The following is a 22414-nucleotide window of genomic DNA, read 5'->3' on the forward strand; positions in this document are numbered from 1 at the left end:
GTCTATCGACATCTACCTCGGTCGGCCGGACGGGCTACTCGATGCCGCGGCTCCTCGGTCAGGTGTATTCGACGCGCATCGTGTCGATGTGGCCGGTGAACGGGAACGGGGCCCGGTCGTAGTAGTCCAGGGACACCGGTGAGCCGAGGCAGGTGCCGATGTCGAGGCACTCGTTGGCGGTGAAGGCCAGTGGCACGCTGATGGGAACGACGCCTTCGGCGATCTGTTCGCCGTCGACGCAGGCGGTGATGTGCAGGGGCCCGCCGGGGCGGGGTTCGGTGTATTCGGTGATCAGCTCGATGGTTTTGCGGCCGCTGGTCAGTGGTGTCGTGGACCGAATCTTGGTGCGCATGAGGATGAACAGGTTGTATTCGTAGCAGAGGTAGCCGTCGTCGAGGTAGCAGGTCAGTCCACCGCCGGAGCCGCCGAGCGCGTAGAGGACGCCGCTGGCGTGGTCGGGGACGGTTGCGTCGAGGGTGACCCGGTTGTTCTTGTTGCCCAATGCGGGTGCGCAGAATTCGGGCATCCGGGTGATGTGGCCGGGGAACTCCCACCGCGTGTAGGGCGGGCAGATTCGTTGGTCGGGGTGCAGGACCGGCACCCACAGTCCGCCGCCGATCGGGAGTACTTTGTTCTTCGCCGCTTCGATCGCGAAGATCTCCTTCAGCTGGGCGAGCTTGTCCGGGTGCTGTGCGGCGAGGTCGCGGTTCTGGGAGTAGTCCTCGTCGAGGTGGTACAGCTCCCACACGTCGTCGTCGGGTGTCCATTCGGTGATGCCGGGCGGCAGGCCGGGCACCCATGGCACCCGCGGACCGAACGCCGATGCCATCCAGCCATCGTGGTAGATGGCGCGGCTGCCCATGACCTCGAAGTACTGGGTAGTTTTGCCGCCGGGTGCGTCCCGGTCGAGGAGTGTCTCGGCGAAACCGACACCGTCGAGCGGGTCCTGCGGGAATCCGTCCACCATCCGGGGCGCGGCGATCCCGATGATGTCGTAGATCGTCGGGACGACGTCGTTGCAGTGCAGGAAGTGGTCGCGCGGCACAGGGTCGGGGATGATGGTGGCGGGCCAGCGGACTGCCATCGGGTTGCGGGTGCCGCCGAGGTGTGAGGCCAGCAGCTTCAACCCCTTGAACGGTGTGCTGCCCGCCCATGCCCACGCGGCGTGGTATTGGTTCTCGGTCTTCGGCGATCCCAGCGCGTCGAGTCCGCCGAGCTGGTCGAGGGCGGCGATGTGTTGAGCCACCGTGGTGGGAATGCCGTTCTGGGCGAGCAGTTCGCAGATGGTCCCGTCCTGCCCCTCACCGGAGGATCCATTGTCGCCCCATATGTAGAAGATCAGGGTGTTCTCGCCGTAGCCGAGCCGATCCAGCTCGTCGACGAGGCGACCGACCTGGACATCGCAGTGCTCGGCGAACCCGGCCGCGACCTCCATCAGCCGCCGCTGGAACGGTTTCTCGTCGTCGGGGATGTCGTCCCACGCCGCCATCTCAGGGTGCCGCTCGGTCAGTTCCGCCTCGGGCGGGATCCATCCGGTGTCCTTGGCCCGTGCGAAGACCCGCTGCCGGTAGGCGTCCCACCCGTCGTCGAACTTGCCCGCGTACCGGTCGGCCCATTCCTTCATGATGTGGTGCGGTCCGTGCAGGCAGCCGCTGGCCCAGTACACGAAGAATGGCTTGTCCGCGTCGAACGCCTTGTGTTTGCGCAGCCAGTCGATCGCGTCATCGGCGAGGTCCGCGCTCAAGTGGTAGCCCTGCTCAGGGGTCTGCGGGGGCCCGACGATGGTGGTGTTGCGGACCAGGTTGGGCTCGTATTGCGAGGCCTCGCCGGCGAGGAAGCCGTAGAAGTAGTCGAAGCCGACCCCGGTGGGCCAGTTGTCGAACGGCCCGGCCGAGGTGGTCTCCTCTGCCGGAGTGTTGTGCCATTTGCCGAATGCGGCGGTGCTGTAGCCGTAGTGCCGCAGGACCGTCGCTACAGTGGCGCTGGAGCGGGGAATGTGTCCGGAGTAACCGTCCCAGTCGTTGGAAAACTCGGCGATCTGGCCGTTGCCCACGCGGTGGTGATTGCGGCCGGTCAGCAGCGCCGCCCGCGTCGGCGAGCACATCGCTGTGGTGTGGAATCGGTTGTAGGACACCCCATCCGCGCAGATCCGGCTCAGGGTGTCGGTGCGAACCTCGCCGCCCAAGGTGTCCGGTAGTCCGGGCCCGGCGTCGTCGATCAAAACGATCACCACGTTGGGTGCGTCCTCGGGCAGTCGACGTACCTTCGGCCGTGGTCGATACACCGATTCCTGCATAGTGCGTCCAGCGATGCTGCCGGACGGGGACGGCGGGAACGGCAGCGTATCGCCACCGGGGATCAGATCGGCAACAATTCCCATCGGCCCGACATCCTTTCTTCTCTCACGAGCCGGACGTCATTCTCAGTATCGCGCATGTGTGGCTCGCCCGACACCCCCGCGGGACATACTGGACACAACGCGCGTGTCGGCCCGTACCGGCAGGACGAGACGATGGAACGTATCCACGACGAACTGCTGACCACGATCCTCATGCTGGGGTGGAACGATGGCATCATCGCCGCGGTGGATTTGGCGCTACTACGAACGGTTCGCCGACCACGCTGTGCAAGTGGGGCGCCGCACGATCTTCCTCGCCGCCCGAATTCGCCGCGATCCCGTATCGCCGTTCGCTAGGTGAGCATTGCGCGTGCTGCTATGTCGGAAGCGCTCGATATCTGTGGTACGGAAAGGAAGTCGGGATCGGCGTAGGCGGGGTCCGGATAGTTGTAGTAACCCTGTCCGGACTGCAGCCCGAGCTTCCCCTGGTGCAGGAAGTTCTCCTTCAGATAGGCGGCATTGGCGAGCATCTGCTGGTCGTCGTTGCGTTCTCCCCAGTAGGCGAGCACGTCGTAGGCGGTCTTCATGCCGATCACGTCGAATACGCCCATGGGTCCGCGTGGGACTCCCCGGTTGACGATCATGTAGGTCCGGTCGATGTCCTCCGGTGTCGCGACACCGTTGGTGACGAGTGTTTGGGCGGCGTTCAGGAGTGGGACCAGCCAGGTGTTGAGGACGTATCCATTCTGCTCCCGGTGCATCGGCACGGGAACCATGCCGATCTCGATGGCAAATTCCGTGATGTGCGTCAGGGTGTCGGCGGCCGTACCGGGATGCGCCATGATCTCGGCGACGTTCAACGTCCAGATCAGGTTCGCGAAGTGCAGCGCGCAGTACTTGCCGGGACGGCCGGTCGCCTCGGCGAAATCGCGAGGCAGTAGCGTCGAGGAGTTCGTCGCGATAAGTGTGCGAGCGTCCAGCAGGCCCGCGATCTCGGTGTACACCTTTGTCTTGAGTTCCGGGATCTCGGGAACCGCCTCGACCACGAGGTCCTGGCCGGCCACTGCCGACGCAATGTCGGTGGTGTAGGTCAGCCGGGCGTAGGTATCGGCGATATCTTGCTCTGACGCGCCGATTTCGGCGAGATAGATCGACGCGTACTGGCCGTGAGCTCCGCGGCACCGGTCCAGCGCTTCTTCCGAAATGTCGTAGATGACAACAGTTTTGCCCTTGAAAGCGCAGTGCCAGGCGATCTGTCCGCCGAGAACTCCGCCACCGAGCACAGTCACCTTATCGAGCGTTGACATGGGTGTCTCCTCTGATCGGTTTTCTTGATGCGATTGCGGCAAGCGCTGCGCGCCCTCAGGCGAGCTCGATGACATCGAGGCCGCTGTCGGCGTGAATCCTGCGAAGCCGCTTCTTGTCGTGTTTACCGACTGAGGTGCGCGGCACTTGGTTGGCTCCTGGCCGTTGCGGCGCCGGCGAGAAAAGCCAGTACGAGCTCGGCGAACTCATCGGGGCGCTCGATCTGCGGCATGTGCCCGACGCCGGTGAACAGATGAGTGTCGGCGTGCGGTAGCAGTTGGCGTGCGGTGTCGAGGTGGTGGGCGGGTAGTACGCGGTCGCGGTCGCCCCAGACGACCAGAGTCGGTCGAGGGTGCTTCGCGACGGCCGCGATCAGCTCGGCCCGCCATTCGGGCCTGACTCCTCGGCCAGTAGCCAGCGCACGGGCGGTCTCGTAGGTCACGTCACCGGGGTCAGGTTGTTTGGCGATGGTGCGGGCGTGGTCGACCCGCTCCTTCGTGACCAGGGACTTGTCGGCGAAGATCAAGCGCTCGTTCACCTCCGCCGCAAGGCGGGTGGTGTGTCGAGTCGCCAGGTACCCGATGCCGGGCAGAGCCAGCAGCCGCAGCGCGATGGCGACCTGCGAGCCGAATCCCGCACTGTTGACCAGCACCAGGCTCGCCACCCGTTCCGGTTCGAGAGCGAGCAGTTGCATGGCCACGGCACCACCGAGCGAGTTCCCGATGAGGTGCAGTGGTCGCTTCTCACCGAGGGCGCCAAGCGTTTCCGCGACCCCGCGGGCGAGCACCGGCAGCGTGATGTGTTCCTGAGGACGGTCCGAGAAGCCGAATCCGGGAACGTCGAGGGCGATGACCCGTTGGGTGCGGGCCAGTCGTTGAAACTGGGGTGCCCAATCTTCGAGGCTGCGGCCGATTCCGTGCAGTAACAGGACAGGCGGGCGCTCGGGATCGCCACCGATTCGCACGCGAGTGCGTCGACCGTCGACGGTGATGTAGGTCGGCGTGCTCATGCCATGGCGCCTTCCAGCGCGGGGGCCTCGAACCGCAGTAGGCCGTCGTCGATGGGGTCGTCGAGGAGCATCTTGGAGTCCTGCTCGTAGTTCATCAGCAACTTCCACGGAGACTTGGATCCCTGGCGTGGCAGTGTGTTCTTCGCGCGTTTCACGTAGCCGGACTGCAGCGTGTCGAAAATGCCCTCGTCCATCGCGGAGTGCTCGATATCGTGGGGGGTTGCCACGGTGAGGCCGTGATCGTCCATGTGCTTGAACAGGCGGCACAGGTAGGCGCCGGCGATATCGGACTTCAGCGTCCATGACGCGTTGGTGTATCCGAAGACCCAGGCCAGATTTGGCAACTTCTCCACGAGCAAGCCCTTGTAGGTCATCTGATCGCGCAGCTTGCGCGGCTCACCGTCGACGGAGAGTGTCATCCCGCCCAGCATCTGGATGTCGAGACCGGTGGCGGTGACGATGATGTCGGCCTCCAGTTCCTGCCCGGACTGCAGCAGGAGGCCCTTCTCGGTGAAGGTGTCGATCTGATCGGTGACGATGGAGGCGTCGCCCGATGCCAGCACCCTGAACAGATCGCCATCGGGCACAGCGCATATCCGTTGGTCCCACGGCATGTAGCTCGGAGTGAAGTGACTCATGTCGACGGAGGCGCCGAGATTGCGGCGCACCTGCCAGAGCAGGAACCGGCGCATCTGACGGGGCCAGCGACGGCAGGCCTGGTAGAGCTGGCGTTGGAATACGATGTTCCGTTTGCGACCCATCGAATACACCCAGTCCTGCGGGAGGAATCGGCCCAGCAGTTGGGAGATTCTGTCGAAGGCGGGCAGCGAGAATACATACGACGGGGAGCGCTGCAACATGGTCACGTGCTCGGCGTCGCGAGCCATCGCCGGCACCAGGGTGGCGGCAGTGGCGCCACTGCCGATCACGACAACCTTCTTGCCGGAATAATCCAGATCTTCCGGCCAGTGCTGGGGGTGGATACACCGGCCGCTGAATCGCTCCATACCGGGGAAGGCGGGTAGGTAGCCCGCGTCATAATTGTAGTAGCCGGTGCAGCTGACGAGGTAGCCGCAGGTGAAGATGCGCGTCTGCCCGGTCGCCTCCTCCAGGGCGGTCACTGTCCAGCGGGATTCGGGTGTCGACCAGTCCGCGGTGACGATCTTCAGGCCGTAGTGGATTTTCTTGTCGATGCCGAACTGCCTTGCCGTGTCCGCGATGTATTCCCGGATCGACCCGCCGTCGGCGAGTACCTTCAGGTCGCGCCACGGCCGAAACTTGTACCCGTAGGTGTACATGTCGGAGTCCGAACGAATACCGGGGTAGCGAAAAAGGTCCCACGTGCCGCCGAGTCGCTCGCGTCGCTCCAGTACGGCGATGGTCTTGTCGGGGAACGCGGCCGTCACTCGAGAGGCCGTACCGATGCCGGACAGGCCGGCACCGATGATCAAGACGTCGAAATGTGGTGCGTGCATGGCTTCCTCTTGCTTCCGCGTGCTGTGTTTCACAGACGTTGTAGAAACAGGATGACTATGCGCCACGTCACAGATCTTGACAGTTCCCGACATATTTTTATCATTTTCCGACATAGGGAGGTGGTCGCATGGGCAGTCTGATCCGTGCCACGAACCTGTGGGGGTACGGCGATCTGGTAAGGGAGCTCGGTGCTGACCCGGGGCCTTTCTTGTCGCGCTTCCACATCCAGCCGGGTATCGAATACCAGGAGGATGCGTTCGTCTCCTTCGAGGCGACCGTTCGTCTGCTCGAGGCGAGTGCCGCCGACCTGGACTGTCCGGACTTCGGGCTTCGCCTGGCACGCTGGCAGGGCTTGGACATCCTCGGGCCCATCGCGGTGATCGCGCGGAATGCTCAGACCTTGCTCGGTGGACTGGAATCGATCGCGCGCTACCTATATGTCCATTCCCCGGCATTGAAGCTGGCAGTCGCTCGGACTACGGACGCCGACCTCCAGTTCATCTACAAGATGACCGAGCCGACTCCGCTACAGATGTCCCAGGGGTATGAGCTGAGCATGGCCAACGCTGTTCGCATGATTCGCCTGCTCGGCGGACCTGAGGCGCGCCCCCGCTCGGTCTCATTCGTGCACGGCCGGCTGGGTTCGGACGCTGCCTACCGAGAGGCGCTGGGTTGCACTGTGCTCTTCGGGCAGCCGTCGTGCGGGTTCGTGCTGCCCCGGGATTTGGCCGCCAGGCGTATCGACAGCGCGGACCCCGAGACCAGGCGCATCGCCACGAAGTACATGGAGGCCCACTACGTTCCGAGCACCACGGCGCTGTCCGAACGCGTGGCCGAGCTGGCCCGTAGGCTGCTGCCCACCGGCCAGTGCAGCGCCGAGGTCATCGCCGACCAACTGACGATGCATCCACGGACGCTGCAACGCCGCCTGGCCGTCGAGGGCGTGAGCTGCCAGGACCTCATCGAGCGGGTACGCCGCAACCAAGCGGCCAGATACCTTGCCGAACCCCGGCTGCAACTCAGCCAGATCGCAGGCCTGCTGGGCTACGCCGAACAGAGCACCCTCAACCGCTCATGCCGACGATGGTTCGGGAAGACACCAAGGCAATACCGAGCGGACCTGTTGCTGGCGCAGCGAGTCCCATGAGTCCTGTCTTGTGACGCTTCGAATCGGTAAGCCGGTAGCGCTCGCTCTCGGCGGAACCGATACCGGGGGGAACCCCGTTGGGTCCGTCGCATCCTCGCCGAGGTCTGCGCCGGCGAACCACAACGGTGGGCCTGGCATCCAGGGCAGGTGGCGGTCGGTCTTGACGACGAGATTGCCGCATCGCTGGAAGCGTTGTCGCAGTAGATGATTTGCCATGGCGACAGCGGGCGCACGACGGTCGCGATAGTGCGGGCCGATGAGCTGAGCACCTCGGAGGCCGATCGCGCTGTCAATACCGGTCCGATGTCGACCCGGCCATCGACTGATCTTCTGGCGCAGAAACGACATCGTCCCGACACTCGAAACGGTCGGACCGATGCGCTGTGTGACCCTGATCAGCTGCTGCCGAACACGCCGCCTGGTATGAGATTGTGGAACAGCCGCCACAATGGATCATTGCCGCGACCGCGGTCGTGATCCCCCCACCAATCTTTGCCCCAATCATTGCCCCACCAATCATTGCCGTGGCCGTGGCCGTTGCTCTGGAAGCCAGGAGGGTCGTCCCAACCGTCATGCCTGATTTCGGTGCCGACCGCACCGGACGTCGCCGGATCGGCCGAGGCCGGAATCGTCGATATTGTCAGGGATACAGCAGCGATTGCACCAGCGACAGCTGCGCGGGCCAATATCGGACGCGAATTAGTGAATGTGGTTGCCATGAACACGACAGATCCTTTCTAGCGACAGTGAACGTGTTCACCATCCAATCTGCCCGAAGGGAACCGGCAGGTTGGAGATCGACAGCGCCGACGTACGGGTGCCCTGTCCCCAACCTATACCGGCCGCACGTCCCACGCTGCTACAGAGTCCGACGACAATCCTGAGGACAACGCTGACGACAGTCTTTGTTCGGTGAAAACCTCTCTGGCCGCAGCCACGACCACGTGGATCAGGCGGCGGGCTCAGCCACTGCGGGACGTCACATACGTTCGACGAAGTCCACGATCATCGTGACGGCATGGGCCGCCTCGGGCACGCTCGACGCGGCGGTCTGGAAGGCATGGACCTGACCTGGCCAGACCTGCAATTCACACGGCGCGCCGTGCTCGCCGAGCCGCGCCGCATGAGTTCCGCGTCCGGGTAGAACATTTCGTTCGAGCTGACTTGGATCGAGGTGGGGGCTGGCCGGTCAGATCGCACTGGGCCGGTGACTTCAGGAGGTGTGGATTCCGCTGCGCGCTGGGCGAACTCGGTGAACCGGGCGAAAGAGGACCGCGTGAACACCGTGCAGGTGCGGGCCGAAGGAGCCGCGAGCTCGGCGCCGGCGTTCCAGTCTGTCAGTGGCACCATCGTGACAATGGCACTCAGTGCGATGCGCGGGTCCAGATGAACCGCAGCACAAGGATACGACTGGACGACCGGATGCAGGCAGCGCGTAAGTAGTCCGGGCACCACCAAAGCTCCTTGCGCTCAGCGTTCTTGCCGGACCTCTCGAGCACCACCGTCACCGGTCGGATCGAGCGCATCACCGTCGAGGGCGAGCGGTTCGGCGAGGCCGGAGAAGAGCCCCTGGTGGCGCTAATCGCGCCAGACGGGTGGGCGCTTCGCGAGGAAGGCCGCCATCCCTTCGCGGGCGCCGGGAAGTTGAGCGGCGGCAGCCATGACTTCCAGGGCGAGGGCGTAGGCATCTGCTTCAGGGCGGTCGAGTTGGGCGTAGAGAGTGCGTTTGCCGAGTGCCTTGCTGGCTCGGCTGCCCCGGGTAGCGCGGGCGAGCAACTCGTCGACGGCGGTGTCGAGATCGGCGTCTGGCACTGCTCGGTTGATCAGGCCCCACTGTTCGGCGGTGCGGGCATCGATCGGGTCGCCGGTGAGGGCCAGTTCCATCAGGCGTTTGCGGCCGACGGCGCGGGCCACCGGCACCGCGGGGGTGTGGCAGAACCAGCCACCCTTGCCGCCGGGAAGCGCGAAACCAGCTGATTCGGCGGCGACGGCCAGATCGCATGAGGCCACCAACTGGCAGCCGGCGGCCGTGGCCAGACCGTGCACCCGGGCAATCACCACCTGCGGCACCGACTCGATGGTCGACATGAGCTCGGTGCACAGTGTGAGCAGTTCCCGCACGCCGAGCAGGTCGCGCGCGGCGACATCGGCGAAATCATGTCCTGCGGAGAACACCGGACCGTGCGCACCGAGAACTATCCCGGTGGCGTCGGTCTCGCCGGCGGCCCGGAACGCGGCGAGCAGTTCCGCCAGATGCTCGCCCGACAGCGCATTGCGCCGCTCCGGCCGGTTCATGGTGATGCGCACCGTGTCACGGTCCCGCGCGACCAGCAAATGCCGATACTCCAAGGCGGTCATATCTCCACCGTAGATCTCTACGGGCAACGACACGACACCTCCGGAGTGATCCAGAGCAGCCCGCACGGCTGAATGCCCTCTCCTGGGGCAACGTGCACCGTCGACGGCATGGGCCGGACAGAGCCCAGGTGATCCGAGCCTGCGATCAAGCCCGCCATCACGGCTATCCGCAACCGTGCAGAACCAGACGAGGAATGTGCTCTCATCGCGACACTCCAAGCCGGGCCTCGGCAGGAATCAGGATTCTTGCCGACATTCGGTACATCCGATAATTTGCCGGGTTCGCGTATCCGCCGGAAATTCGGCATGTCGCAAGCCGAGTGGGGACAGAATTGCTCGCGGAGGACTGGCTAGTCGATCTTGGCCATCACATGCTTGACGCGGGTGTAGTCCTCCAGCCCGTACATCGACAGGTCTTTGCCGTGCCCGGACGAGTTGAACCCGCCGTGCGGCATCTCGGCGACCATCACGGTGTGGGTGTTGATCCACACGCAGCCGAAGTCGAGCGCGGCCGACACGCGGAGCGCCCTCGACACATCCTTGGTCCACACCGAGGATGCCAGCCCGTATTCGACGCCGTTGGCCCACCGGATCGCCTCGTCTTCGTCGGTGAACGACTGCACGGTGATCACCGGGCCGAAGATTTCGTTCTGGCTCAGTCGGTCATGCTGGAGCAGCCCGCCGATGACCGTCGGCTCGACGTAATACCCGTGGTCGCCCTGCCGGTGCCCACCGGCCAGGACCGAAGCGTGATCGGGCACCTCGTCGAGGAAGCCGAGCACCCGCTGTAGTTGGTTGGCGTTGTTGACCGGCGGCACCCAGGCGTCCTCGTCATCGGCGGCTTTGCCGAACGTCGTTGTTGCACTGCCGGCCTGCTCGGCCAGCGCCGCGGTCAAGTCATCGGCCACCGACGCGTGACCGAGCACCCGGGTGGCCGCTGTGCAATCCTGTCCGGCGTTGAAATAGCCCGAGGCCGCGATACCGGCGGCGGCAGCAGCGATATCGGCGTCGGGGAACACGATTACCGGTGCTTTGCCGCCCAACTCCAGGTGCGTGCGCTTCAGGTGGCCTCCGGCCGACTCCGCGACCGCACGGCCCGCGGCCACCGAACCGGTGATCGACACCATCTTCGGGGTTGGATGCGCGACCACCGCCGCACCGGTCACCCGGTCGCCGGTAACCACGTTGAGCACGCCTGGCGGTAGGTGTTCGGAGGCCAGTTCGGCCAGCATCACCGTCGTCACCGGGGTGGTGTCGCTCGGCTTGATCACCACCGTGTTGCCCGCGGCGATCGCGGGCACAAACTTCCAGATTGCCATCATCATCGGGTAGTTCCACGGGGTCACCTGCCCGATGACGCCGACCGGCTCCCGGCGGATCCACGATGTATGGCCGGCCAGGTACTCGCAGGCCGACTTGCCCTCGAGTACCCGTGCCGCACCAGCGAAAAATCGGGTCTGGTCCAGCATCTGGGGGATCTCTGCGGCCAAGGTGACGTGGTTCGGCTTGCCGGTGTTGCGGCCCTCTGCCTCGACAAGCGCGTCGGCGACATTCTCCAACTCGTCGGCGAAATCCAACAGCGCCTTCTGGCGGTGCGACGGCGTCGTGCGCTTCCAGTCGCTGAACGCCTTGGCCGCCGCTGCATACGCGTTGTCGATGTCCTGCTCGTTGGACGCCGGGGCGGTGCCATACTGATCGCCGGTGGCAGGGTCGACGAGCGCCATCGTCGCACCGCCGACCGAGTCGACGAGCTTGCCGTCGATGAAGTTCTGGACCACTGTCATGATGCCTCCTCGGTTGCTCTGTTCAGTCGACAATTCGCTGGCGTGGGAGGTTCGGTCGACTCGGCATCTGGACGCCGTCGTTTGCTACTACTTGTTCATCAACATTTCGATGTTATCGACACCGAATGGATTGAGCTTACTCCTTTTGTCGCTGCTGAGGACGATGCAGCCGGAGCCTTACTTATTTGCGGTGATTCGCGTCGTTTCGTCTTCCATTGCAATGACATTCGTCTGCCGCTCGTCAGCTTGCGGGCCCGGCTCGATGAACTCGCGACCGTTGCCATGCCGTTCGGTGCTCCCATCGGTGGCCATTGTCGGACGTCGACGTGCATTGGGTGCGGCCGGAGTTGGTCGGCGACACAGCGTGAAATGTCGCTCGCGAATTTGGAACCTGTTGCACCATTGAATGTTTCAGCATTGTCGGCCGCTCATGCCCTGTCTCGCGACCATCCGGTACCGGGGCGGGTACGACAACCGCTCCAGCCATCGGCGCACCAAGAAACCCCGCGTCGAAATGCCGCCCAGGACGATAAAGAAGCAGCGCCCTGTCACCCGGCGTCAGATGAGAGCTCGGAACGACTGCCACCGTGCGCCCGCTGGTCCAGTTCTCAATAACTGGGGAGTCGACTCCATCACGACACTGTCTAGTAGGACGGGAGATATTAGTGCACACTATGTCTTCACCGCCCGGACATGGTTGCGGAATTTATCTGTGAAACATCACGCATTATTTATGACATTCGATCGCATATCCGAAGAGCGACGACCGGATCGACACGCAGGCCTGTTTCCGTGGCAGTGGACACGGAAGGAAGGCGAGGCGTTCATTGATCACCTGCGCAATGGCAGCGCCCCGATTGCGATGTCCACAGCCCGCAATTACGAGGTGTCCATCAGGGTGTTCCTGGCGTTCGTGCGTGACTCTCGCTACAGGTTTGCTGAGACCAGATCTGGACACCGCACAACCAGGCCGCGACGGCATGCCCATCATGACCGGCGGATTCGATTCAAGATCACATTCGGCTACCGGCAAATCTGTCGCACGCCCATGCTGGGCGGAAGGGCTGCGGCGCCGGTATCGGCGACAACGAGCGTCGGCCCGTCGACGAGCACGTTCGGCACTCAGCATGGCTACTGGCCACTACGCGTGCGCGACACCCTCTCCTGGCCACGCCTCACGTTCGGCTGCCTGCTGTCTTCCAGTGGTCGGTTCGGTGGTTGATATTACATACGGTCGACTGTATGTTTTGTTTGGCGAGTCGCCACGACTCGGAATCGACAGCGATCGAAGGATGTTCACCATGGATGGTCACCGCATGTTCGAGCTCGTGCAGGTCCTGGCCGTTGCGAAGAGCAGGCAGGACCTGCCTGCGGCATTGCGGCTGCTCCACCCCGAAATGGTGTTGGAGAACCTGGCATTCGGGACCACGGCCCGCGGGTTGGCGGAGAACGAGCAGGCCCTGGCACGGTTCTTCACGACGTTCCCGGATTATCACGTCGATCTGGAGGGGCACGCCGACGACGGCGAGTCGCTGGTGTGCTGGGGCACCGCGCGAATGACCATGACCGGCCACCGATTCGGGGTCGTTCCGAGCGGCGAGCGCGCCGAGGTGCCGGTGTTCATCCGATTTACCTTCGCAGACGACCTGATTGCGAACGAACGATTCTTCTTCGACCTGTCCAGCCTGTGCGCGCAATCGGGCGTGTCCACGGATGCGGTGCGGCACAAACTGTTCGGCGATACCGGCCGCAGGACGAGCACGGTGGGAGACCGGCGATGACGGTGGACGCGCGTGCGAAGGCTGTCGAAACAATCAGAACCGCACCACTTTTCGACATAGTCGTGGATCTGAACCCGCGATTGGAGTTCGGCGCCGGTGGCGTCCTCGGCCGCAGGGTGCTCTTCGGCGCGGCCGGTGGATCGTTCGAGGGACCCGGGCTGCGCGGCGAGGTGGTTGCCGGCGGTGGCGACTGGGCGCTGTTCCGTCCCGACGGGACGATGCTGCTGGACGTTCGGCTAACGCTGCGCACCGATGACGACGAGCTGGTGCACATGACCTACCAAGGCCGCTGGGTGATACCGCCGGAAGTGCGCGCCGAGATGGCCGACCCGGCGACCCGATTCCGGATCGACCCGGCACGCTACTACTTCCGGACGAATCCGCTGTTCGAAACCGGATCGACCCGATACGCCTGGCTGAACGATGTCGTCGCCGTCGGGACGGGGTATCTGGTCGACGGCGGTGTGGCCTACCACGTCGAGCGCGTGCTGTGATGCACACACCGACCATGGCCGCCGCTGCGGCACAGGAGCTTTCGCTGCCTCGGAGGCTGGTGGCCGAGGCACTCGGCACGGGGTTTCTGCTCACCGCTGTCGTCGGCTCGGGCATTCTCGGCCAGCGCCTCGCCGGCGGGAACACCGCCATCGCTCTGCTGGTGAACGCATTGGCCACTGCGGCGGCGCTGTTCGCGCTGATCGAATGGTTCGCCCCGGTGTCGGGCGCGCATTTCAATCCGGTGGTCACGGCGGCCCTGGCCGTCCGCGGCGACATATCCCGACGCGCTGCCATCGCCTATGTGCCGGCGCAAGTGTGGGGCGCTGTCACCGGAGTGGCCGTGGCGGACCTGATGTTCGGTGAACCGGTCTGGTCGTGGTCCACCTCGCCACGCCACGGCGGGGCACAGTTGCTCGGTGAATTCGTCTCGACCTTCGGTCTGGTCGGCGCCGTGTGGGTGTGCTCGCGGACCCGTCCTTCGAAGGTGGCCGGGGTGGTCGCCACGTATATCGGCGCCGCGTTCTGGTTCACGCCGACCGACTTCGCCAATCCCGCCGTGACGGTTGCCCGAGCGTTGACGAACACCTTCTCCGGCATCCGTCCGGCCGATGTCCCCGGCTTCGTACTCGCCGAAATCATCGGAGTCACCGCCGCTGTGGTCCTTTTCGGCTGGCTCCTGCCGGTCTCACCAGATACCGAGAGGTCGAGGGAATGACGACCGAGCACGACGCCCCGCAACCTGACAAGGACCGAACCGGTGATCGGCGTCGGCAGCGTGGGACACGATCGCGCCAGTTCATCACCCGGCACGCTGTCGATATCGCGTCGCTGGACGGACTGGGCGGGATCAGCTTCGGACGTCTCGCCGATGACCTCGGCATCAGCAAACCGGGAATTCAAACACTGTTCCGCACCAAGGAAAGTCTGCAGCTGGCCACGGTGGAAACGGCACGCGAGGTCTTCGTCGGCGCGGTCATCCGTCCGGCGCAGGCAGCACCGGAGGGCGCGGCCCGGATGCGTATGCTGATCGAGCGGTGGATCGCCTATGCCGAGCAGCCGCTGTTTCCCGGCGGCTGCTTCTGGGGCGCCACTATGCCGGAGTTCGACAGCCACCCCGGACAGATCCGCGACGGACTGCTGCGACAACGCCGCGCTTGGCTCGACACCCTCGCGCGACAACTCGAGCGGGCTGCCGCCGACCGACAGCTCCTGGAAACTGATATCGACCTGGCCGTCTTCCAGATCGACGCCATGCTCAACGCAACCAATATCGCGCTGCGCCTCGGCGACTCCGACAGCATCCGGAAGATGCGCCAGGTAATCGACGGTCTCCTACTGCCGAACTCTCGATCACAGGCGAACTGCTCGCCTTAACACCTTGCCGTCGATCAACCGGCGAACCAACCGCTGGTCGACACCTCCCGGTCAGTGCGCGAGTTCTATTGTCCCCCTGGCGGTTTCTAATCTTCGGGCCACCCCAGCGGGATCGCGAGCCTGCTGGCCGCGCTAGCGCTGATGGGTCTTCTGATCAAGATCCCGTTCTGGTTGTCGGCGGCGTTGGGGCCAGCAATCACCGGTCGATGGTGAGCTCGCCGGCGCGTGGCTACATCGCCTACAAAACTTTCGGCCTCCTCAAAAGCACCCGCACCGCGACACCGCAGTGCCCGTCCGGACGAAAACGCCCCGCCTGATCGGAACATCGCGCCGACCGTTGACCGGAGATCGGGGTTTTCCTGAGACGGACCTGGTTGGTTCGATACCTTCAGTCGGGGGCTGTGGCGAATACGGTGAGGATGCGAGTGGCAGCGGTCGGTACAGAGTCGGTCGACGATCGGGTAGGCGCCGAGCTGCCGCCCGAAACCAGCGGCCAGCATTGGAACCCGTTCGTATGCATCATATTTCGGCTCTGCTTTGTGTACTTCGGGCTGTTCTGCCTGGTGTACCCCCGGATCATCTCTGAGTTCCTCGGGCTGGTGGGCCGCTTGCTACCGGACTCGACGCCGTTCTGGCTCGCACGCCTGTGGCGTCCCCTCGTCGAATGGGCCGGCGAGCATGTGTTCGGCACAGACGCTGCCGCGCATGAGGATTCGATCAGTGGTGACCAGACGTTCCTGTGGGTGCTGCTGTTCTGCATCCTGGTCGTCGCGGGGGTTGCGACCGTCCTATGGACCGTTCTCGATCGGCGCCGGCCGAACTATGTGGTGCTGAGCAGTTGGTTCCTGCTCTTCGTCCGGCTATGCCTTGCCGTGGAGATGCTGGTCTACGGGCTTTCCAAAGTTGTCCCCAACCAGATGCCGTCGCCGGCGCTGGCCAGGCTGCTCGAGCCGTACGGGGATTTCAGTCCGATGGCCGTGTTGTGGAGCCAGGTCGGGGTGTCGCAGCCGTACGAGATCCTGCTCGGCACTGCGGAACTGGTCGGCGGACTGCTGCTCTTCCTTCCGAGAACGACGACGGTGGGCGCGCTGCTGAGTCTGGTGTGCACGATGCAGGTGTTCGTGCTGAACATGACCTACGACGTCCCCGCCAAGATCCTGGCATTTCACCTGATGCTGCTGTGCTCGATGCTGTTGGCTCCGGAGGCGCGCAGGCTGGCGAATGTGCTGGTGCTCGACCGGCCCGCTGATCGCTCGACTCGGCGCCCGCTGCTACGCAGCGCGCGTGGGAATCGGATCGCGGTGGGTTTACAAGCCGCACTTGGTATCTGGCTGCTCATCTCGGGCGCGTACTCGAGCTTGGATGCGTACCGTGACCACGGCGCGGGCAGCAAGGAGCCACCGCTGTACGGGATCTGGACGGTGGCAGAGTTCAGCCTCGAGGGCCAGCAGGTCCCGGCCTTGGCCACTGATGAGATTCGTTGGCAGCGTGTTGTTTTCGATCGGCAGAACGCGACCATCCAGCGCATGGACGGCACGCTGGTACCGGTGATCGCCATAGTCGACACCAGCGCATACACAATCGCCATGGTGCTGCTACCCACAGCACCCGGCACCCAGCCGACCCCCTTGGGTGCCTTCACTTTCGACCAGCCCGCACCGGATCATCTTGCCATGGCCGGACAACTGAACAGCCGGTCGGTGACCATCGCCCTGCAACAGGTCGACCTGGATTCCTTCCCCTTGCGCAGCCGCGGTTTCCACTGGGTTCAGGAATACCCGTACTTCCGCTGAGATGACCTCGTCCAAGCGCCGCTGGTCCACCAGGCTCACCCGAATTCTCGATCGCGAGGGGCAGCCCGAACATCGCAATTGCCGCCCACGGCAACACCTTCCGGCCGCAGATAGCCGGAAGGCACCCGCTGAGTCCGCTCGCGCTGCGAGGTAGGCGGCCAGCTCGTTTGGGCGTAGTGGGCCCATTTCTGGGCGGTTCCAGGGTTGATGCCGAAGAGGTCGCCCATGACTACCCCTCTGCAAGTGGTGGTGAGCATGCGGATTTCGCCTGCTGGGCCACGTCAGTTCGCGGCTTTGCCAGTGAGGGAATCGAGCTGAGTCAGGATCGACGGGTCGCTGACCTTCTCGTCCTCGGCGAGCAGGAGCACCTTGCTCAGAATGACGCTCGTCATCCGGTCCTCGTCGGCGAACGGCAGGAACAGCCGCCGGTGCGCCTTGGCGCCGAAGGAGGCAGGCACTACACAAAGGTAGCCGCCCGGGTCGACGTGGATGCTGCCGCTGGTCAGGTGCACCCGATAGGTTGCCCGGGTGCCCCGCACCACGGCCGAGTGCCCCTCGACGGTGACGCGGGCCAGCCCCAGGTCGGCAATGAGCGCCGCGAGCACCTGCGCCCGACTCGCCGCCTGCGCCGGCGACAGGTACAACTCCGGCTCGGTGCCGGCGACCGACACCACCAAGTCCAGGTCTCGCATGACCTCGGAGAACACCACCGGCGAAACGTCGACCAGCGGCACTGGCGTGCCACCGACACTGCCCGAGCCGGTCGGGGCACCGTAACGGCCCAGGCCACGGGGGCCGCTGATCAGAAAGCGGACCTCACCGACAAGGACGTTCCCCATACCGAAGTAGCCGTGGAAGTCGCAGCGCAGCGCCGCTATAAGGCCGTCGCCGACGACGCGGGTCGCCTGATGATCGTCGTACTCACCATGGGTGAACCAGCCCCGACCGGACAGCAACTGGCCCGCAATCCGGCCGTTGACCGTCTGACCGGCGAACCGCCGCGACACGTCGCCCGCCTCGCGTTCGGCCGGAGTGAGCACATACAGCTCCCGGAACGCCTGCTTGATCGGCTGTCGGAGGCGACGTCGCACGATCTCCGCCTGCCAGTCGGCGAGCATCCCGCGCTCGTGTAGTTCGACGGGGTGGACGGCGGTGACCGGGCCGGTGGTGTCGACTTGGTCGAGCAGGTCGATTACACCCGCTCGGTCCCGCCAGAGCAGCGCAGGCAACATCGCCGCACCGGCCGGCAGCGACCGCAGTCGGATCAGCTCGTCCGGCGCCAGCGTCCCGGCGGTGGCGACCAGCCGCTCCACCAGCCCGGTCCGCATCCGGCGAGCCTGGTCCCGCAGTCGCTCCTGATGCTCACGAAGCCCCTGGTAGCCGGGGTCGGCGCGGACGGTGGCCGGCACCGACTTCAGCGCCTTGCCCGCCCGGCTGACTGCCATCGTCGGGTCGGCGCCGTCGAATTGCAACGCGATCCGGTAGTCGCCGACCGCCAATTCCGTGGGGGTCTCGGTGGCGATGCGTGCCTCGCAGTCCCATTCGAGGCGGCTCGCCTCCAGAACGCCGGCCACCTGCGCCAGGTGGTCGAGGGCGACCGCGATCGCGGCGGCGTGGCTGTGTCTGCGGTTGGGGCCGAGCTTGGCGCCTTTCTTCGCGGACTCGCGCAGCGCCAGGTAGCGGTCGAGGACCGTCTCGTCCGGAGCGAGCGGCAGCATCCCGAACGCGGCGATGCCCTGCAGCGCATTGTGTTTGACGCGCTTCACCACCTGGGCGCGGTTGCCACCCATGACCGCGGAGACCAGCTCATTGGGTTCGAGTTCCAGCAGGCGCCGAGCAGCGTCCGGGCCGGCGTTCTCGATCGCGGCGAGGAGGACCGCCCGGTCCTGGCGGGTGGCTTCGCCGACTGGCATCGCCCGGATCAGGCGCAGCAATGGCGCGGCGCGTTCCAGGTCGAACAGCGGTAGCAGCGTGTCGGCGTCACCGGCGCGCAGCCGCCACCCGAACGCCCGGCGTTGTTCCTCTACGGGTCGATCCCGCAGCAGGTCGAGAAGGGCGGTGCGTTCCTCGTCGGTAAGTTCCGCCGCCCCGAGGTGATCGGCCACCCGCTGGTCGCCTTGCCAGGTCAGCGCCGCACGAGCAAACCGCAGACCGCGCGGCGCCAGCACCTTGGGCAGCTCGTCCCAGTCGGCGGGGGCTGGTGCGGAGACGAGCCGCCAGGTCAGCGCATCCACGTGTTTGCGGACGGTGTCCGCGCAGGTCAGCGGCGGGCTGGTCGCGTCGCCGGTCGGCGAGTGGCCGATGATGGCGTAGCCGAGGTAGCGGTCGTCGGTGAAGGCCCGTTCGACCACGGTGTCGTCAAGGGCGCCGGCTCGGTGCAGCGTGTCGAGAATCTGCGCCACGGTCTCTCGGCGCAGGGTGCCGAGCGGAGTGAACACGAGCACCCGCAGCAGGTGGGTGTCGGTGGTGGCGATGGCCTGTTCCGCGATCTCGTCGAGCAGTTGCCGGTGCCGGACGTCGCTCCCCAGGGCGGCGGCCAGCAGAGATTTCCGGTGAGCCGTCGGCCACGGCGCGGCAAGCAGGCCGGTAACGTCGTCCGGCCGGTCGACCGGGAAGCCGGCGTCGTAGAGATCGTCGAGCTCCGAAACGATGTCGCCCACGTGTGGTGCCAGATTGCCGATCGTCTGGTCGTCGCCGTGCTCGATCCGGAGCCGGATCACCTCGGCGGTGTCCCACAAGCCCGCCAGGTCGCCGGCCTTCGCCAGGACCCGCGCCTGGTCCACCAGCCGCCACAGCGCCTCACGCTGTTCGCGGACGACGTCGAGGTAGATCTCTGGTACGGATCGCTCCACCGCAATCAGCCTCCCGCCAGCGCGACCAGCCGCAGGAACACCACCGGTGCACCGAGCCGAAGCACGACCTCCTCGTCGAGGTCGACGACCTGCCGTCCGTCGACGAAGACCACGAATGTGCCCCTGGCGAAGGCCCGGTGCGCCCGGGCCACCTCCTCGGTAACGTCCGGGTCCGCCGGCGCCTGCTGCGGCATTCTGATCGCACCATTGGTGGCCTGCGTCCGGAGGTCGGCGTTGGACAGGTACTGGCGGTCGAGCATCCGCCGACAGCGTGCCGCATCGGTGCGTAGCTCCCGGATCTGCTCCTCGACCGCACGCCGGACCAGCTCCCGCACTATCGTGCGCTCGTCGGCCAGCCGTACCAGCACTGCCGGCAGATCATCACCGGACATGCCGGGCACCTGGCTGCGCACCGCGATATCGACCATGACCGCCACCATAAAACAGGGGGCTGACAGCAACGAGCGGTGAGCACGATGCGGACATGTTCGTTGTCGACTCGCTCCTGGCCGGTCCGGGAAACCGTCCTCGTCCGCGCCCTGGCTCGACAGCGGAGCTCACCGGCACCCGAGCGACGCGGTAGCGGCGGCCGCTGTCGATCCGTCGCGACTGGATTGAACTGGTTCCGAGGACAGGTTCATCTCGCCGCCTCCAATGCTGCGTTGTCGTCTATGCGATGCCGAAAACCCAACAGCTCTATAGGGATTCGAGACCGGCTACCGCTTCGTAGTGTGTCGACGCGAAGCAGGTCATCCGCTCGGTCGCCGTAGGCGGGGAGGCCCACGAGCAGCGCGGCCGGGGGTGAGCGTCGATCAAATCGCCCGTTCGACGACGTTCCACTTTTCTGAGCACCAGGCCTTGCTTCGAGTGCACTCCAGGTGGATAGCGTCGTCGATGTTCGACGAGAAGAGCGAGTGTGGTGAGCGAATCGCGAGGGCGAAGTCCCGGCGGTCCGTCCGGTATCTCTCACCCGCGCTACCACGAAGGGATCACGACATGACCTCCACCGATACGCTTCCCACTACGACGCTCGGCAGCACTGGCATCGAGGTGGGTGTGCAGGGACTCGGCTGCATGGGGATGAGCGAGTTCTACGGAACCGCCGACCTGACCGAGTCGCGGTCGACCCTGGATCGCGCACTGGAACTCGGTGTCACCCTGTTCGATACCGCCGACATGTACGGCTCCGGCCATAACGAGGAGTTCCTCAGCGATTTCGTCGAGGCCAATCGGAACCGGGTGGTACTTGCCACCAAGTTCGGCATCGTCCGCAAGGCCGACGATCCCACCTACAGAGGCATCGACAACTCCGCCGCCTACATCCGCAATGCGGTGGAGGCCAGCTTGCGCAGGCTCGGTACCGACACCATCGACCTGTACTACATGCACCGCCGCAATCCGGCGGTGCCGATCGAAGAATCGGTCGGCGCGATGGCGGAATTGGTTGCGCAGGGAAAGGTTCGGGCGCTCGGTTTATCCGAGGTGACCGGTGACGAACTGCGTGCGGCCCACGCCGTCCACCCGATTGCGGCCATACAGTCCGAGTGGTCGCTGTTCTCCCGGGATGTCGAGCGCACGGCGGTGCCCGCCGCCGCGGAACTCGGCGTGGCATTCGTGCCGTACTCGCCGCTCGGCCGCGGATTCCTCACCGGTTCCTTTACCCCTGCAGGTGACTCGGCGGATGCGAAAGATTTCCGGCACACCATGCCGCGGTTCTCCGGCGACAACGCCGCGCACAACACCGAACTACTCGCCCCGCTGCGCGCCATCGCGGACGCCCGCGGCATCACCCTCGCAGAAGTCGCGCTCGCCTGGGTGCACGCGCAGGCCACCGTGCACGGCCTGTCGGTTGTTCCGATCCCCGGCACTCGCCGCCGCGCCCGGCTGGCCGATAACGTAGCGGCCGCGACCATCGCGCTGACCGCCGCCGAGCTCGCCGTGTTGGAACCGATCGCGGGACAGGTCGCCGGAAACCGCTACGCGGATATGTCTTTCACCTCCGTGGGTCGGGAATGAAATCCCACAACAGAGCGCGAATTCGGCAAGAGCGTCGGCGACCAGAGGCCTGAGTGGATGTCCTGGCATGCGAGAACACGAACCAGCTCCCGCGCGGTGGTGTCAACTCCCTGCTCCTTCAGTGTCCAGGCTTGCGGCAGTGAGGTTCTGGGCAGCGAAACGGGCGATGGTGCATGCCTGGCGTAGCTGGGCTTCCGGGTGTGCGGTGCGTTGCTCCAGCGCGGCGCGGATCCTCTCCAGCGATACGGTGGCTTCGCCGGCCGCTCGGTGAAGCACGGTGTATCGGTGGTCGAGTTCACGGTAAGCGAGGTCGATGTCATAGTAGCGACGGTGTAGGTCGGCTATGTGGTTGAGCAGGTCCGCCACCTCGCGTGTGGTCAGTGTGAGGTTGGGATGCTCCTCTCCCGAGAGGATCGCCTCGCCCGCGATCTCAGCGCAGCGAGCGTGCAGTACATCGAGAATGTCGGCCACACAGATCACTTCCTCCACTGCGGCGGAGCGCCTCAGAGCTTCTCGGGCGCCCCTGCCGATCGGATACGGCCCGCCGTCGCGTGGCCCGGAAATAAGAGAAACATTGCAGGTCAATGCAGCTGGCACGTGCTGGTCGCGGATCGACGCCCCCGCTCTCGTTCGAATACGTTCATCGACGCCCTGCTCAGCTACGCTGTCGGCCGCTAGCTGTGGAA

Annotated in this window: 17 protein-coding genes; 7 read left to right on the plus strand and 10 right to left on the minus strand. The window is 65.2% G+C overall.

The features are described from left to right. Positions 1 to 58 precede the first annotated feature (58 nt). From OHQ90_RS18685 to OHQ90_RS18700, 4 genes are all read right to left on the minus strand, one after another. A complete protein-coding gene (locus tag OHQ90_RS18685) occupies positions 59 to 2380 on the minus strand; it encodes an arylsulfatase (protein WP_328412202.1) in 2322 nt (773 codons plus the stop codon). A 311-nt stretch (positions 2381 to 2691) separates the two neighbouring features. Continuing rightward, the gene (locus OHQ90_RS18690) at positions 2692 to 3645 is read right to left on the minus strand and encodes a 3-hydroxyacyl-CoA dehydrogenase (RefSeq protein ID WP_328412204.1); all 954 of its coding nucleotides are present in this window, start codon (positions 3643 to 3645) and stop codon (positions 2692 to 2694) included. A gap of 122 nt (positions 3646 to 3767) precedes the next feature. Beyond that, positions 3768 to 4652: an alpha/beta fold hydrolase gene (locus tag OHQ90_RS18695; RefSeq protein WP_328412206.1), complete on the minus strand. Its 885-nt coding sequence runs from the start codon at positions 4650 to 4652 to the stop codon at positions 3768 to 3770. After that, positions 4649 to 6127: a flavin-containing monooxygenase gene (locus OHQ90_RS18700; RefSeq protein WP_328412208.1), complete on the minus strand. Its 1479-nt coding sequence runs from the start codon at positions 6125 to 6127 to the stop codon at positions 4649 to 4651. Before OHQ90_RS18700 ends, OHQ90_RS18695 begins: the two co-directional genes overlap by 4 nt. 128 nt (positions 6128 to 6255) lie before the next feature. On the opposite strand from OHQ90_RS18700, the gene OHQ90_RS18705 reads away from it, so the two are divergent. Further along, positions 6256 to 7275, plus strand: coding sequence for an AraC family transcriptional regulator (locus OHQ90_RS18705; RefSeq protein WP_328412209.1), 1020 nt, complete (start codon positions 6256 to 6258; stop codon positions 7273 to 7275). Between the two features lie 395 nt (positions 7276 to 7670). Here OHQ90_RS18705 and OHQ90_RS18710 read toward each other — a convergent pair whose 3' ends face one another. The 3 genes from OHQ90_RS18710 to OHQ90_RS18720 all read right to left on the minus strand — a co-directional run bounded on the left by OHQ90_RS18710 (position 7671) and on the right by OHQ90_RS18720 (position 11417). Beyond that, a complete protein-coding gene (locus OHQ90_RS18710; protein WP_328412211.1) occupies positions 7671 to 8000 on the minus strand; it encodes a hypothetical protein in 330 nt (109 codons plus the stop codon). 853 nt (positions 8001 to 8853) lie between these two features. Beyond that, on the minus strand, positions 8854 to 9633 hold the full coding sequence (locus OHQ90_RS18715) for an enoyl-CoA hydratase-related protein (protein WP_328412213.1): 780 nt from the start codon (positions 9631 to 9633) through the stop codon (positions 8854 to 8856). A 350-nt stretch (positions 9634 to 9983) separates the two neighbouring features. Then, on the minus strand, positions 9984 to 11417 hold the full coding sequence (locus tag OHQ90_RS18720; protein ID WP_328412215.1) for an aminobutyraldehyde dehydrogenase: 1434 nt from the start codon (positions 11415 to 11417) through the stop codon (positions 9984 to 9986). Positions 11418 to 12718: 1301 nt separating this feature from the next. Here OHQ90_RS18720 and OHQ90_RS18725 point away from each other — a divergent pair. The 5 genes from OHQ90_RS18725 (at position 12719) to OHQ90_RS18745 (ending at position 16860) form a co-directional block, all read left to right on the plus strand. Continuing rightward, positions 12719 to 13198: an ester cyclase gene (locus tag OHQ90_RS18725; protein WP_328412217.1), complete on the plus strand. Its 480-nt coding sequence runs from the start codon at positions 12719 to 12721 to the stop codon at positions 13196 to 13198. After that, positions 13195 to 13692 carry a DUF3237 domain-containing protein gene (locus tag OHQ90_RS18730; protein ID WP_328412218.1) on the plus strand — a complete coding sequence of 166 codons (498 nt, stop codon included), beginning with the start codon at positions 13195 to 13197 and terminating at the stop codon, positions 13690 to 13692. The genes OHQ90_RS18725 and OHQ90_RS18730 overlap by 4 nt, the downstream gene beginning before the upstream one ends. Further along, entirely contained in the window at positions 13692 to 14408 is a 717-nt protein-coding gene (locus OHQ90_RS18735; RefSeq protein WP_328412219.1) for an MIP/aquaporin family protein, read from the plus strand. Before OHQ90_RS18730 ends, OHQ90_RS18735 begins: the two co-directional genes overlap by 1 nt. Further along, complete coding sequence (locus tag OHQ90_RS18740; protein WP_328412221.1) at positions 14405 to 15067, plus strand: TetR/AcrR family transcriptional regulator; 663 nt, start codon at positions 14405 to 14407, stop codon at positions 15065 to 15067. Before OHQ90_RS18735 ends, OHQ90_RS18740 begins: the two co-directional genes overlap by 4 nt. 419 nt (positions 15068 to 15486) lie before the next feature. Continuing rightward, complete coding sequence (locus OHQ90_RS18745; protein WP_442941479.1) at positions 15487 to 16860, plus strand: DoxX family protein; 1374 nt, start codon at positions 15487 to 15489, stop codon at positions 16858 to 16860. 281 nt (positions 16861 to 17141) lie between these two features. Here the strand turns inward: OHQ90_RS18745 and OHQ90_RS18750 are convergent, their stop codons facing one another. Together OHQ90_RS18750 and OHQ90_RS18755 are read right to left on the minus strand one after the other, a co-directional pair. After that, the gene (locus OHQ90_RS18750; protein ID WP_328412224.1) at positions 17142 to 19712 is read right to left on the minus strand and encodes a DUF4132 domain-containing protein; all 2571 of its coding nucleotides are present in this window, start codon (positions 19710 to 19712) and stop codon (positions 17142 to 17144) included. 5 nt (positions 19713 to 19717) lie between these two features. Beyond that, positions 19718 to 20140 (minus strand): hypothetical protein, encoded by a 423-nt coding sequence (locus OHQ90_RS18755; protein ID WP_328412225.1) that lies wholly within the window; start codon positions 20138 to 20140, stop codon positions 19718 to 19720. Positions 20141 to 20708: 568 nt separating this feature from the next. Between OHQ90_RS18755 and OHQ90_RS18760 the strand changes: the two genes are divergently transcribed. Beyond that, complete coding sequence (locus tag OHQ90_RS18760) at positions 20709 to 21728, plus strand: aldo/keto reductase (protein ID WP_328412227.1); 1020 nt, start codon at positions 20709 to 20711, stop codon at positions 21726 to 21728. 102 nt (positions 21729 to 21830) lie between these two features. Here OHQ90_RS18760 and OHQ90_RS18765 read toward each other — a convergent pair whose 3' ends face one another. Then, positions 21831 to 22199 carry a hypothetical protein gene (locus tag OHQ90_RS18765; RefSeq protein ID WP_328412228.1) on the minus strand — a complete coding sequence of 123 codons (369 nt, stop codon included), beginning with the start codon at positions 22197 to 22199 and terminating at the stop codon, positions 21831 to 21833. Positions 22200 to 22414 lie beyond the last annotated feature (215 nt).

This window comes from Nocardia sp. NBC_00403 (genome assembly GCF_036046055.1).
GTDB lineage: Bacteria > Actinomycetota > Actinomycetes > Mycobacteriales > Mycobacteriaceae > Nocardia.